Source organism: Lyngbya aestuarii BL J (assembly GCF_000478195.2).
Lineage (GTDB): Bacteria > Cyanobacteriota > Cyanobacteriia > Cyanobacteriales > Microcoleaceae > Capilliphycus > Capilliphycus aestuarii.
In genome coordinates, this window is sequence record NZ_AUZM01000015.1 from 94540 (window position 1) to 109236 (window position 14697).

Consider the following 14697-nt stretch of genomic DNA (forward strand, 5'->3'; position numbering starts at 1 on the left):
AAATGTCTAAAATTTATTCTTTTGTACCGAACTTTATTCAACCTATCTATCAAAAAATACGAGGTTTTCGTTATCAAGTTGAGGAGGAGTTTAAAAAACTAACAACTCCAGTTCATCCCCATCCTATTTTGATATTAGGAAACCAAAAGTCCGGAACTTCAGCGATTGCTGCTTTATTAGCAGAAAACACAAAATTATCAGTAACAATTGATATCACTCAAGAAGTTGATCACCCTATTTATCATCATGTAATTTCAGGAAAGTTATCGTTTGATGAATATATTCAACGTCACAAACTTTATTTTTCTAAAGCCATTATCAAAGAACCTAATCTGACGTTATTCTACAATCAATTGATTGACTATTTCCCTAACTCTCAATTTATTTTTATTATTCGTGATCCGAGAGATAATATCAGAAGTATTTTGAATCGCTTAAATTTACCAGGAGATCTTAATGAAATTCAACCTGAACAGAGGCAAATGATGAGTCAATCTTGGCAATTAATTATCGATAATTTTGGTTTAAATATTCCCGGTTCAAATTATATTGAAAAGATGGCTTATCGATGGGACTATATGGCTAATCTTTATTCAAACAACTCCGAAAATATGATTTTAATTCGTTATGAAGATTTTATTCAAGATAAAGTTGGTCAAATTGAAAGACTTGCTCAAAAGTTAGGACTCAAGCCAATCAATGATATCTCTGATAAAGTTAATATTCAGTTTCAAGGACGAGGAGATAGAAATGTAAAATGGCAAGATTTCTTTGAAAAAGATAACTTAAATAAAATTGAATCAATTTGTATTGAAAACATGAAAAAATTCAATTACTTGATTTAACAAAAGATTAAATAGACACTTTTTAACAGGAGAAAAAAATATGAGAATTGCCTTTATCATTGGAAGATTTCCTTCATTTTCTGAAACCTTTATTCTCAATCAAATTACAGGTTTAATTGATCGTGGACATCAAGTAGATATTTATGCAGATTATCCAAAGGAGCAAAATAAGTTTCACGCTGATATTGAAAAGTATCACTTATTTGAACACACTTACTATCGACCCCAGTGGAGCCATCCTCGAACAAAAGCTCTATTCAAAGGCTTAGGATTATTTCTGCAAAATTTTCCTAAAGCTCCACTTACTTTGTTACGTTCCTTGAATATTTTTCAATATCAAAAAGAAGCTTTATCCTTACGATTACTGTATGGAGCAATTCCAATCTTGAGCAAAAAACCTTATGATATTATTCACTGTCACTTTGGTCAATTTGGTCAAAAGGGGATAGCTCTCCGACAAATTGGAGCAATTCAGGGGAAGTTAATTACTTCATTTCATGGGGGTGATATTAACTCATCAGCTTGGTATTCTAGTGAAGGAACTTATCAAGAACTTTTTCACCTTGGCGATCAATTTACTGTGAATTCAAATTTTACGGCTGATCGAGTCATTGCGTTAGGGTGTCCACCCGAGAAAATTGTTAAACTTCCGATGGGATTGAATTTATCTCTTTATCAGTTTAAAGCTCGTTATCTACAAGCCAATGAACCTGTTGAAATTCTGACGGTGGCTCGATTAGTTGAGAAAAAAGGAATCGAATATTCAATCAGAGCTGTTGCTCAAGTTTTAAAACAATATCCTAACTTAATTTATCGCATTGTTGGCGATGGAGTTTTACGAGATTCTCTTGAACAACTCATTCAAGAACTGGATGTTTCTAAAAACGTTAAAATCTTAGGATGGATGACTCAAGAAGAAGTTCGTCAGCTTTATACAGACTCTCACATTTTTATTCTTTCGAGTGTGACAGCTACAGATGGAGACAAAGAAGGTCAAGGTTTAGTTTTACAAGAAGCTCAAGCAATGGGTTTACCTGTTTTATCAACCATTCATAATGGTATTCCTGATGGAGTTTTAGATGGAAAATCAGGCTTTTTAGTTCCTGAAAAAGATGTTGATGCTTTAGCCGAAAAATTAACCGATTTAATCAGAAATCCAGAACAATGGTTAGAAATGGGTCGAGTAGGTCGAGCTTTTATAGAAGAAAATTATGATATTAATAAACTGAATGATCAACTGGTTAATATTTATTCTAAGTTAATCGTTAAAAATATCAAAACATAAATCCATCAATAAAGTTGACTCTAACTTAAAACTAACTATCAAAAAGATTGATATAAAATTGACATGAATAAGCCAGTTGTTTTTTTAATTTTTAACCGACCCGAATTAACAGCAAAAGTATTTGAAGTCATTCGTCAAGCCCAGCCCTCAATATTGCTTGTTATTGCAGATGGCCCTCGTTCTGACCGACCCGAAGAAGCTGAAAAATGTCAACAAACTCGCGCTATTATTAATCAAGTTGACTGGAATTGTGAGGTGTTAACTAACTACTCTGATATAAATTTAGGTTGTGCAGAGCGAGTTTCTAGTGGTTTAAACTGGGTATTTGAGAAAGTTGATTCAGCCATTATTTTAGAAGATGACTGTCTACCTGATCCTACTTTTTTTGATTATTGTGAACAATTATTAGACTATTATCAACAAGATCAACGAGTAATGTCAATTGCTGGAACTAATTTTCAATTCGGACATCAACGCAGTGAATACAGCTATTATTACTCCGGTTTCCATGACTGTTGGGGATGGGCAACTTGGCGGCGAGCTTGGCAATATTTTGACTTTGAGATGAAGCTTTGGCCGACTTTTAGAGAGAGTCAGTTTCTTCAGTATAAACTCTCAAATTCACGAGCTATTCAATATTGGCGACGACTTTTTCAAGCAACTTATGAAGGAAAAAAAGATAGTTGGTTTTATCGATGGTTATTTTCTTGTTGGATACAGAATGGTTTAGGAATTATGCCAAGTGTAAATTTAGTTTCCAATCAAGGTTTTAGTTTATCAGCTTCTTCAAATACGACAGCCGAAGCTCAAAAGATTTCTTATGCTAATATGTCGATAGAACCGATAAATTTTCCCTTAAATCATCCTCCATTTATGGTACAAAATTGGGATGCCGACTTTTATACTCAAGAAAATCGTTTCTCTCCTAGCCTTTTGAAACGATTTCAGCGCAAGTTAAACAATATTTTGATAAAATAGATTGAGGTTATTGTCAAATTCAATGTTAGGAGTTTTATGATGCTATTAATATGGATTCAAACTCTAAAGTCAGCAACTAAAAATCCTTTTACTGATTACTTATCTTATCTCGTAAATTGGTGGAAAAATCAACTGAAATACAAAAAATTAGAACAGGGATATTACTCAAAACTCCATAACACTACAGTTGGAAATTATGTAAAATTGTATGAAAATATTATGATTTTAAATTCTGAGATTGGCTCTTACACTTATATTTTATCAAATACTCGTATTTCTAGAGTAAATATTGGTAATTTTTGTTGTATAGGAGCCAACTGTATTATTGGTTTTGGCATTCATCCCACAACAGAGTTTGTTTCAACTCATCCTATTTTTTACTCAACTTTAAAACAAAATGGAATCACATTTTCTGATCAAGACTATTTTGAAGAACGAAAAGAAATTAAAATTGGGAATGATGTATGGATTGGAGCAAATGTTACTATTTTAGATGGTGTAACAATTGGAGATGGAGCAGTCATTGCAGCCGGAGCTGTTGTTAATAAGGACGTTCCCGCTTATGCCATCGTCGGAGGAGTTCCCGCCAAACTGATTCGATATCGATTTGATGAAGAAACAATTAAATTTTTACTAATGTTTCAATGGTGGAGTAAAGATGAAGAATGGTTAAGACATAATTTTAAAGATTTTCACAAAATTAATACCTTAAAACAAAAGTATGCTACAACAGAGTCAGTGCATCCAAATGGCACAACATGAAAAAAATCCTACTCTCAGCTTATGCCTGTCAACCCAATAAAGGTTCAGAACTTGGTTTTGGTTGGAATTGGGCTTGGAACTTAGCACAATTAGGTCACGAAGTTTGGGTTTTAACTCGTTCTCATGCGGAAAGTCAAGCCGCTTGGGAAGATGTTTTAGCAACTAAACCTCAGCCCAACTTACACTTTGTTGCTGTTGATATTCCTAACTATTTTAAACCTTATCTCAAAGGAAAAATAGGAGTCTATCTACACTATTTTATTTGGCAAATACAGGCTTATACTGTTGCTTTAGAACTCGATAAAAAGCACAATTTTGATCTGATTCATCATGTAACTTGGGGGAGTTTAACGGCAGGTTCTTGGCTTTGGCGTCTCAATAAACCCTTTATATTTGGACCCGTTGGAGGAGGGCAAATTGCACCACCCGCTTTCAAAAGTTACTTTTTAGATCAATGGCGCAGTGAAGCGTTTCGTTCTTTTGCGAATACTCAATTACTCTCTTTGAATTTAATTGCTCGTCAAACGGTTAGTCATGCCGATTTGATCTTAGTTACCAATCAAGAGACAGGACATTTAGCTAAACGTTTAGGAGCTTCTTGGGTAAAATTGTTTTTAGATACTGGATTAGAAGAAAACTTTTTTCCGGGTTCTCCTCCAACTCGAAGTCAAACTCAGGCTTTAAAGTTACTCTGGGTTGGTCGTTTATTTCATCGAAAAGGTTTACTCTTAGCCCTAGAAGCGATCTCAAAAGTAAAAACAGAAATCCCTATTCAACTCACAATTGTAGGCGGAGGTTCTCTGAGTCAATATATCCCACAATGGTTAGAAAAATTAGAAATTGAAAGCAAAGTTGAAGTGAAAGGTCAAATTCCTTGGACAGAAGTTAAACAGGAGTATTTAACTAATGATGTATTTTTATTTACCAGCTTAAGAGATTCATTTGGCTCACAATTAATGGAAGCAATGGCTTATGCTTTACCTCTGATTGTTCTTAACCATCAAGGTGCCGGAGATTTAGTTCCAGATACAGCCGGAATTAAAGTTCCTGTAACAAAACCGAGTGAAACCGTAGCCTTATTCGCTTTAGCAATTGAATCGATGTCTCAACATCCTCAAAAACGATGGGAAATGGGTCAACAAGGCTATGAGTTTGCTCAACAGCAACTCTGGTCAAAAAAGGCAATTGATATCGACAATTACTATCATCGTATACTTAATTCAAAAAAGCATTAAAATCTGTAAATGTCAACTATTTTGAGAGTAATTAAATAATGTATATTAACTCATCAAGTTCAAAAAAAAGTGATAAAAAACTAATAATATGGAATTTAGTTTTAACAGGTCACTATTCCAACTATCTTCAATACTTAATTGAATACCTCTCTAAAAATAATATTCAAGATCAGATTTATGTCATAGTTTGTAAAGAATTTATTGATCAACATAAAGAAGTTGTTAGTTTAGCCTCAAAACTCCTAAATAACAAATTAGAATTTATAACCATCAAACCAGAAGAAAAAGCGATTTTAAAGTCAACTCAGTCTAAAATTGGGCGTTTTGTCCGAGATTTTCAGGAATTTCGGTTATTCTGTCGATATGCAAAATCTTTATCAGCAACTCATGGTTTGATGATGATCGCTGATCGTTATCTATTACCCATAGCTTTAGAAGGTTATAAATTACCTTGTCCTCTATCTGGAATTTATTATAGACCCTCATTTCACTATTCTCAGTTTTCTCATTATCAACCGACATCAAAAGAACGAATTCAACATTTACGAGAAAAGATAATTCTGAGTCGTGTTATGCGACAATCAAAAGTGAAAAGTTTATTTGTACTTGATCCATTTGTCGTCAATGATTTGAATCACAATCTAAATTGTGCAACCGCTGTCTATATGCCTGATCCGGTAAAAACTTATAATTTATCTGAATTAGATATCAAAAAATTTACACAAACTTTTGATCTCGATATTCAGCAAAAAAAGTTTTTATTATTAGGAAGTTTGGGAGAGCGTCGAGGAATTTATCAGCTTCTAGATGCAATCTCTCTGCTTCCTGATAATCTGTGTCAAAAGTTATGTTTAATTTTGGTTGGACAAATTATTCCGAACGATCAAGAAACCGTCAAGGCTAAAATTACACAAGTTTCTCAAACAAAATCAGTAAAAATTATTTGTAACTTTGAGTTTGTTTCTGAACAAGATGTTCATCGTTATTTTCATGGAGCAGATGTGATTTTATCTCCTCATCAAAAACATATTGGGATGAGTGGAACACTCGTATTAGCAGCCGCCGCTCAAAAACCTGTTCTGAGTTCAAACTATGGTTTAATGGGAAAACTTGTTCAACACTATAATTTTGGTTTAACGGTTGACTCCACAAAACCCGAGGAAATTGCTCAGGGTTTAACTCGATTTTTACAAGAACCTGAAACTGTATTATGCGATCACAGTCAAATGAAAAAGTTTGCTGAACAAAATTCAGCCGATGAATTTGCTCGTGTAATTTTCAATCATATTTAGTTGAGTCAATTTCTGATGAAACACGTTTTAATTGTTCAAACTCTCGTTAAACAATATCGGGTTTCCTTCTTTGAAAAGCTCTATCAAGCTCTTTATTTAGAAGGAATAAAACTAACAGTTGCTTACGGAGATCCAACTCAAAAAGAATTACAAAAGTCAGATAATGTTGAATTAAATTCAGAGGTTGGACTGCAAGTCAAAAATTATTGGTTTTTTAAAGATAAAATATTATATCAACCTTTAGAGCCAGAAATTAAACGAGCCGATTTAATCATTGTTGAGCAAGCAAGCCGCCATATTATTAATTATATTTTGTTAGTTTTATCCGCTTTTCAACTCAAAAAAGTTGCTTTTTGGGGTCACGGTTGGGATCGACAAGCAGAACAGGCAAACTTTCAAGAATGGGTCAAACTAAAAGTTATTAACCGTGTTGATTGGTGGTTTGCTTATACCGAAGGAACCGCTCAATATTTAAGAGAGCATCATGTTCCTCAAAATACAATTACAGTGGTTCAAAACTCTATAGATACTCAAGAATTTAAACAAGATATTCTAAGTATTAGAAGTGATGAAATTACTGCGATTAAAACTCAATATCATCTCAAAGACAAAGATAAAATAGGATTATTTTGTGGAGGATTGTATTCTAATAAGCATTGGAAATTCTTAATTGAATCTGCCCAAATCATTCAGAAAGAAATTCCTAATTTTAAACTATTTATTCTTGGAGATGGCCCGGATCGCGAACAACTTGAAAACAAAGTGAGTCCGTATTCTTGGATTTATTATGTTGGTTCTCAGTTTGATCGACAAAAAGCACTGTACTTTAGTTTAGCAGATGTTTTTTTAATTCCGGGTTTAGTCGGTTTAGCCATTTTAGATGCTTTTGTAGCGGGACTTCCTGTAATTACAACTGACTTACCTATTCATAGTCCTGAAATTGAATATCTCAATTCAGGTCTTAATGGTTTAATCACAGAACATAACTTAGAAAAGTATGCTCAGGCTGTTACAAATCTTATGAGAGATGATGATTTTTATCTACAATTAAAATCAGGTGCTTTAATGGCAGCAAAACAATATACAATAGACAAAATGGTTAACAACTTTAAGACCGGAATTGTCAAATGTTTAAGTTATTAATCTTCAATTCAGAATTTGATCTCAATCTCAAAAAAGATAGAGGATAGTATATGCACATCCTGATTTCTGCATTAAGTCGGTTTACTCAACCCACAGGTTTATGTCGAGGTGCGGCAAATTTAGCTAAATGTCTAGCCGCTTCTGAACAAGTTGAGCAAGTCACATTGGTTTTGGGAAGTTGGCAAAAAGGTTATTTTGAAGAAGATTTTCAGCTTAATTCTCCGAAAATAAACATCCTGCCAATACAGATCAAAAACAGCTCACTGAAGCGTAACTTTTGGTTTATGTTTAACCTGCCAAAACTGATCAAAAAACTTCAGCCGGATATTGCTCATTTTTCCTTTCCTATTCCCTTTTTAAACTCTTTATTTTCTGTTCCTATACTTTCAACAATTCATGATTTTTATCCCTATGAAAAACCCGAAAACTTTGGATTTCCAAATTATTTATTTAATCAACTATTTACTTATATGGCAATTCAAAATAGTGATGGAATTGTCTGTGTTTCCCAAGACACTTTAGACCGACTCAAGTATTACTTTCCGAAAGTCTACGCTAAAGGCAATAGTCGTGTTGTTTATAATTATGTTGACTTTGAACAGACTCAACCTAAACTTCCGCATCAGCTTAATTTAGAAACAACTCCCTTTATCTTAAGTGTGGCTCAACATCGGAAAAATAAAAATTTAGATTTATTGATTGCAGCTTACGCTAAACTTATAGAACAACATAAAATTGATCCATCAACTCAACTTATTTTTGTGGGGAGTACAGGCCCAGAAACAGGAAACTTAATTGAACTAATTCATAAAAAATCGCTCGCAGATCGGGTTTTTCTGACTTCATCAATTGATGATCAACAGTTATGCTGGCTCTATCAACATTGTGATCTGATGGTTTGTCCTTCCTCAACAGAAGGGTTCTGCTTACCTCTTGCAGAGGCTCTCTATTTTTCTGCTCGTGTAGTTTGTTCTGATATCCCTATTTTCCGAGAAGTTGGGGCTTCTGACTGCTTTTATTTTGACTTAAAACAGAATCCGGTTCAAAACCTTTCTCAAGCGATTGTAGATGCTTTAAAGCAATCCGATCCTCAACTCAAAACAGAGCCGTTTCGTTTCTCAAAAACCACTGCAATGAAACAATATTTGGAGTTTTACTCAAGTTTATCATTAGGAGATTGATATGAACACAATAACTAAAGATGTTCTCAATACTACTTTAGATATTTTGCCTAACTCGGTTCAACGTTATCTCAAATATTTATATTATGAGCTAAAAGGTGGAGAGCCAGAGTTGAAGCTTTTACCTCAGCTTTGCGATCGCCAAAAGCTGTCTTTAGATGTCGGAGCAAATCGAGGAATGTATACCTTGTATTTGCAGAGTTTATCTCAGGAAGTGATTTGTTTTGAACCCAATCCCAATTTAAGTCATTATCTTGAACAACTATTCACCAAACAAAATGTTTCAGTAATCAATTGTGGACTAGGAGATTGCCATACTCAGATGGAATTGAATATTCCTTACGTTGGGAATCGAGAGTTACATGGATGGGGAAGCTTGAGAAAAGATTTTCAAAATTCTACCTGGAAAGAACAAGAAATTACTGACATCAAAACTTTCAATATTGAGATCAATAAATTAGACGACTTCCAATTTAAAAACGTAGGATTTATAAAAATCGATGTAGAAGGATTTGAATCTCAAGTGATTCAAGGGGCAATGCAAACCCTTAAAACCAACAAACCCAATTTAATTATAGAAATTGAACAAAGACATAATGAAATTCAGATTGAAGAAATCTTTCAAAAAATTTTACAACTCGGCTATTTTGGATATTTTTTGTTTGAAAGGAAACTTCACAATCTTGAAATCTTTAATCCCGCCTCAATGCAAGCATCAGAAAATACAGACGGTCGAGGACAATATATCTGTAACTTTATCTTTTCTCCACAGCCCTTAAATTAGCCTTTCAAACTAAGGAAGACAAAAAAAGAGAGGCTGTAGCAGTATTTCAACTCAACTACAAACCTCTCAAACAACGATAAACTTTGGTATTAGTCCATCACTTCAAAGGATTGAACTTCCAACACCGGGCCAATCATTGCCGTCGTCATCACATCTTCTCGAACTTCACCATTTACCTCAACTTTTAAGCCTTTCTTTTTGAGGTCAGAGGGTGCATCTTTCAGTTCGTAGGTTTTGTTATCCGTCACCAATGCCCAAGTGCCAGTTCCAAAACCTTTGTGTTCAATTTTGCCTTGAACTTTCATGTTTATACCGTCCTTGTTTCAGCTTTCAGGGCGAGAGTTGCCAACCCTAAACAGAGTAAAGCATTAACTCCGAGGAAACCTTGGGCTAGTATTCCTGAACCCAATCCCCAAACCGCAGGAGAAATAACTGCCGAAACCGTTAAACAACTTGCCACCCCGATAGTCGTACCAATGGCAATCCATTTCCAAGTCGAATGTCCGAGGAACAAAACAACTAAAATCGCCGGAATTAACACACTGGCAAAAATCGGGTTTAATAAACTATTTCCAGCGATCGCATTTCCGAGTTCTGGAACCGAACTTCCCATCATTCGCATCGGCCATTGAGGAAGGTCAAAAATATAGAACCCTCGCAGGAAAAACAAACCACTACTCCCGGCAACCAAACCACTCATCATGGAAAAACTCCATTGGAAGGGGAAATAATTTCGCAGGAACCAAGCCAAAAGATAGGAACCCACAACCATACCAAGTTTGGGTAACAACGCCACAGCGCCGCCATCAATCCAAAAACGGGGATTGAGATAACCACTATCGCGCAACCAGCGGAAAAAGTCCCGGAAAGTAATCTGTCCTTTCAAAGCCAGTTGTACCGCACTTCCCGCATCCACATGACCAGCCCCAAAATGGTTGAGGGGGTCTTCTTCTACCTTGCGGGCGGATTCTTTGATAACACGGGCGACATCTTCAGGTTCAGTGATACCCGAGGCTTTCACTAACGCAGCAATTGCCGCCACGTGAGGGGATGCCATACTCGTTCCCTGGAAAGCAGCAAACGTCGATCCACCTGTTTCGGGATCAATCGTTTCTTGGAGAATACCGCCTGCTGTATTTTCACCGACCGTTAACCCACCGGGGGCAGCAATATCAACCCCGGCACCAAAGTTAGAATAAGGCGTTTTATTGCCAGTGGGGTCTAAAGCCGCCACTCCAATCACTTTGGGATAACGGGCCGGATATCCAGCCGCATTTTCTCCAGAGTTACCCGCTGCGGCGACAATTACAACCCCTTTGTTGTAAGCATAATTAATCGCCTCTTGCATTAACTGGCTTTCACCGCCACCCCCGAGACTCATGTTAATCACATCAGCGCCATTATCGGCGGCAAATTTAATCGCTTCAGCAATATCAGCAATCGTACCGCCACCGCCTGCACTGAGGACTTTTAACGGCATGATTTTCGCGTTGTAGGCAACTCCGGCCACACCATAACCATTATTGGTCGATTGGGCAACAGTTCCGGCAACGTGGGTACCATGACCGTTATCATCGGACGCTTCAGCGCGATCATTAACAAAATCGTAGCCGCCCACGAATTCTGTATCTTTGAGATCAGGAACTTGACTGACTCCGGTATCAATCACAGCAACGGTTACGCCTTCACCGTGCGTTTCATTCCAAGCCGTTTCCACATTAATGCTGCGGAGATTCCACTGTTGGCCGTAAAACGGATCATTGGGAATGCTGCTACTGAAAAAAGAATCCTGAGAAATATTCTTGTAGGGAGGAACAGCATCATACAGAACACCGTTGTCAAACTTCGCGCTATAGTTAGCGGAGTAGATATAGTTGGGTTCAATGTATTCTGTGTTTTTACCTAGAGACTTTCTCAAGGATTTGAGCAGTTGTTTGTCACCTCGAACAATATAAATATTGTCTTCGGGGGAAAATTCGCTATTGAGATAGGGAATCACTTGATATTTTTGAGCGATCGCCTGAATTTGATTGGTAATCGATTGTTGCCCAATCTCTTCGCGAAAGTCTAGTACAATCGAATCATATGTGCCTTGGGCAGCCAGACCGGAAAAACCAGATACGGCCCAGCCTAGCCCAATTAAGAATAAGCACAGCAGAAAAAATCTTTTCATCATTATTCGTCGGTGCGTTGTGGGTTATTCGTCGAAGGAGTCCCAGACAAATAACGTAGTTCTCCCATTGTATCTACCTGATGTGAGAAGCGAATCATGATTGAGTGCCAATTTACTCAGGGTCAGCTATGGAACGAGGTTTATTGTGGCTTCCGCTATTAATTGTTTTCTTTTGGTTAGCCTGGTCAGGTTGGAACGAATACAATAAGGTCGAAGCCTATCGGGAATGGGCGAAAGGGTTCGAGAAGGCTAAATATGATATCTATGCGATCATGGGTTTAAAAGGGACTGAACTGACTTGGGGAAAACCCACTCGAACTGGACCTACTGATCTACAAACCCTATCGTTGGAAGATGTACAATCTATTTGGCTGGTGGTTGATAATCACTCGGTGGATTTAGATTCTCCGCCGGAAACGGGTAAAGAGATCGAGTTAGAATTTCAGTTGAAACAAGAGGCCACTCCCATTCGGGTTCCGTTTACAGAAGTTCCTCTGGCTGCCCAATGGGGTAAATTTCTCCATCAACAACTCGAAAAAGTCGAAACCTCTTAAAGCAGGTAAAAATAACACCAAATTCAAAAGCCTCCTTCCGATATATCACTGGAAGAAGGCTTTCGTATTTATCCTGGCATCGAGCTATTTTCCCAGGCAGCTACCCACCAAGTATCTTCGCCGTGTCAACGTTTCACATCCGAGTTCGAGATGGATCGGTGTGGTTCCATCGAGCCATAGACACCAGAAAAGCTTTAAAATACTTTCTTAGGTCTTTTGCGTTTGAGGGTGTTTTTGTTTCCCTCGCACAATCATTTAATATAGAGCCTTTTTTAAAACTTGTCAACCCTTTTTCAAAAATTTTTTGATATTTTGGGTGAGGGTGGCTGTTTATCCCGGAGGAGAGTTATGTTTGAAAAGTTTGATTTGCCGCAACCCCCGACGTTTGAGACGATTGAAGCTGAACGTCAACACCGCAAACAACGATTAGCCGCAGCGTTACGTTTATTTGCCGATTATGGCTTTGATGAAGGCGTCGCCGGACATATTACCGCCCGTGACCCCGAATGGCCGGATTTATTTTGGGTGAACCCGTTTGGGATGTATTTTGGTCAGATTCGGGTTTCGGATTTATTATTAGTCAATCAAAAAGGGGAAGTGGTTCAAGGCGATAAACCCGTTAACGCGGCGGCGTTTGCAATACATTCCCAAATCCATCAAGCTAGACCCGATGTGGTGGCAGCAGCCCATGCTCATTCGATACATGGGAAGGCTTGGTCTTGTTTGGGGCGACGACTTGACCCCTTAACTCAAGATGCCTGTGCTTTTTATCAAGATCATGCTTTATTTGATGATTATACCGGAGTGGTGCTTGATCTCTCGGAAGGAAAACGGATTGCCCAAACGCTTGGTGAACGCAAAGCGCTTATTCTCCGTAATCATGGTTTACTCACCGTTGGTCATTCTGTTGATGAAACGGCGTGGTGGTTTATTACAATGGAACGGTCAGCCCAGGCGCAATTGATGGCAGAAGCAGCCGGGAAACCGATTTTAATTGAACCGGATGTTGCCAGTTTAACTTACAGTCAGATTGGCAGTCATTTTATGGGTTGGTTTAGTTTTCAGTCTTTGTATGACAAAATTGTTCGTCAGCAACCTGATTTGTTAGAGTAAATTTTTGAGAATTGCCAAAAATTGCAGCCAGTAGAATCCATCCCAAGGTATTGACTCGGAAATCATAAAGCGTTACATCTAATAAATTAAACAACACACAAGCCCCAAATGCAAGTCCGTAACTGAAGAAAATTAATCGGTCTTTAGGGGGAATTTTTTGTTTGATTCCAAGTTGAACAGCTTGGGCTAAAATCCAACCCACAATACTTAACAAGAGTAAAGTTGCAGGGATTCCGACTTCAGCCGTCATCATTAAAAAGAAGTTGTGGGGATGACCCATCCAAACGTTCATTTTGCTTTCGTAGAGGGCGGTAAAGTTTCGCAGTCCCCAACCTGTTAACGGTTTTTGTTGGGTGAGGTTCCAGGCGAATTTCCATTGAGTAATGCGAAGCGTTTCCACGGGACGTTCAAAGTTTTGGTCGGTCAAACGTTCCCAAAAATAAGCCGGAACAATCACTCTTAACCCTTTTTGAAACGGAGAAGGGGCAAATGCCGCCCCAAAAATTGCTGCGACTCCAGCAATCACTAATCCTAACACAATCGGCCACCCCAAATAAACCGCGTAGGCGACACTAGAAAACACCATTAATCCCCAAGCGTTGCGGGAGTTGGTAAAAATCAGGGCAATGGTTACACCGACTAAAGCGATAATTAAAACCGTTAAAAAGGAGGGTTTGGGATAGAGTTTATCTTCGGGTTTGTTTTGCCAAAACGGTAGCCGTTCTATTAATAATCCGAGTCCTAAAATAAAGACAATCAGCAGATAAACAGCTAAAATATTGGCGTACATAAACACGGAAGACATTCTATCAGGAGGGCTACCATTGAGAACAATCACCCAACCGAAAAAGCCTCTTAATTGTTCAATTCCTGACCATCCGAGAAACTGTTGACCTAAGCCTAAAATAACAACGGGAATAGAAGGAAAAATTAAAATCCAAGCAATTTGGCGGAGTTGGGTGGGAGTTTGAATTAAGGTGTTATATCCGGCAAAGACAAAAAAATAGGGTAGAAAATTAGATAATCCGATTAAAGCTTCGTTAGGATTTTGGGCTAAATTTGCCGTGATAATGAGTAACAGACTTAAAACGATTAAGGCTTGATGAACAGGTTGACTAATAATAGGTTTAAAATTTTTTATCCAAGTCACAATTGCCGCTAAAATAATTGTAATTCCACCCCAAGTCGGTAGGAGTGGAAATAGAAATAACCCGACTTGAAATAAATTCCAAGGCCCTTGAAGTTTGGGTTCAGGATGTCGCGTGAGAACAGACACAGTAGTTTGTTGTTAGGGAGGTGGGGAAGTGGGGAAGTGGGGAAGTGGGGAGGTGGGGAGGTGGGGTGCAGGGGGA

Annotated in this window: 14 protein-coding genes and 1 rRNA gene; 11 read left to right on the plus strand and 4 right to left on the minus strand. The window is 37.5% G+C overall.

Annotated elements, in window-relative coordinates:
• Positions 1–2 precede the first annotated feature (2 nt).
• The 9 genes from M595_RS08810 to M595_RS08850 all read left to right on the plus strand — a co-directional run bounded on the left by M595_RS08810 (position 3) and on the right by M595_RS08850 (position 9505).
• On the plus strand, positions 3–845 hold the full coding sequence (locus M595_RS08810) for a sulfotransferase family protein (protein WP_023065786.1): 843 nt from the start codon (positions 3–5) through the stop codon (positions 843–845).
• A 40-nt stretch (positions 846–885) separates the two neighbouring features.
• A complete protein-coding gene (locus M595_RS08815; RefSeq protein WP_023065744.1) occupies positions 886–2130 on the plus strand; it encodes a glycosyltransferase in 1245 nt (414 codons plus the stop codon).
• Between the two features lie 63 nt (positions 2131–2193).
• Positions 2194–3108, plus strand: coding sequence for a glycosyltransferase family 2 protein (locus M595_RS08820; RefSeq protein ID WP_023065827.1), 915 nt, complete (start codon positions 2194–2196; stop codon positions 3106–3108).
• Positions 3109–3144: 36 nt separating this feature from the next.
• Complete coding sequence (locus M595_RS32695) at positions 3145–3870, plus strand: CatB-related O-acetyltransferase (protein ID WP_275044458.1); 726 nt, start codon at positions 3145–3147, stop codon at positions 3868–3870.
• Positions 3867–5105, plus strand: a complete 1239-nt coding sequence (locus M595_RS08830; RefSeq protein ID WP_023065799.1) for a glycosyltransferase family 4 protein — start codon at positions 3867–3869, stop codon at positions 5103–5105. Before M595_RS32695 ends, M595_RS08830 begins: the two co-directional genes overlap by 4 nt.
• Before the next feature lie 38 nt (positions 5106–5143).
• The gene (locus M595_RS08835) at positions 5144–6397 is read left to right on the plus strand and encodes a glycosyltransferase (RefSeq protein ID WP_023065743.1); all 1254 of its coding nucleotides are present in this window, start codon (positions 5144–5146) and stop codon (positions 6395–6397) included.
• 15 nt (positions 6398–6412) lie between these two features.
• A complete protein-coding gene (locus M595_RS08840; RefSeq protein WP_023065814.1) occupies positions 6413–7540 on the plus strand; it encodes a glycosyltransferase family 4 protein in 1128 nt (375 codons plus the stop codon).
• A gap of 50 nt (positions 7541–7590) precedes the next feature.
• On the plus strand, positions 7591–8721 hold the full coding sequence (locus M595_RS08845) for a glycosyltransferase family 4 protein (RefSeq protein WP_023065768.1): 1131 nt from the start codon (positions 7591–7593) through the stop codon (positions 8719–8721).
• A 1-nt stretch (position 8722) separates the two neighbouring features.
• Complete coding sequence (locus M595_RS08850; RefSeq protein ID WP_023065795.1) at positions 8723–9505, plus strand: FkbM family methyltransferase; 783 nt, start codon at positions 8723–8725, stop codon at positions 9503–9505.
• Between the two features lie 89 nt (positions 9506–9594).
• On the opposite strand, the gene M595_RS08855 is transcribed toward M595_RS08850, so the two are convergent.
• Together M595_RS08855 and M595_RS08860 are read right to left on the minus strand one after the other, a co-directional pair.
• Entirely contained in the window at positions 9595–9810 is a 216-nt protein-coding gene (locus tag M595_RS08855) for a hypothetical protein (RefSeq protein ID WP_023065775.1), read from the minus strand.
• Positions 9811–9812: 2 nt separating this feature from the next.
• Complete coding sequence (locus tag M595_RS08860) at positions 9813–11678, minus strand: S8 family peptidase (protein ID WP_023065762.1); 1866 nt, start codon at positions 11676–11678, stop codon at positions 9813–9815.
• A 128-nt stretch (positions 11679–11806) separates the two neighbouring features.
• On the opposite strand from M595_RS08860, the gene M595_RS08865 reads away from it, so the two are divergent.
• Positions 11807–12232, plus strand: a complete 426-nt coding sequence (locus M595_RS08865; protein WP_023065796.1) for a hypothetical protein — start codon at positions 11807–11809, stop codon at positions 12230–12232.
• Positions 12233–12303: 71 nt separating this feature from the next.
• Here M595_RS08865 and rrf read toward each other — a convergent pair.
• A 5S ribosomal RNA gene (rrf, locus tag M595_RS08870) occupies positions 12304–12420 on the minus strand.
• 160 nt (positions 12421–12580) lie between these two features.
• On the opposite strand from rrf, the gene M595_RS08875 reads away from it, so the two are divergent.
• Positions 12581–13345, plus strand: coding sequence for a class II aldolase/adducin family protein (locus M595_RS08875; protein WP_040483810.1), 765 nt, complete (start codon positions 12581–12583; stop codon positions 13343–13345).
• On the opposite strand, the gene M595_RS08880 is transcribed toward M595_RS08875, so the two are convergent.
• Positions 13287–14621 carry an O-antigen ligase family protein gene (locus tag M595_RS08880; protein WP_023065773.1) on the minus strand — a complete coding sequence of 445 codons (1335 nt, stop codon included), beginning with the start codon at positions 14619–14621 and terminating at the stop codon, positions 13287–13289. The two genes, M595_RS08875 and M595_RS08880, sit on opposite strands and share 59 nt — an antisense overlap.
• Positions 14622–14697: the final 76 nt, after the last annotated feature.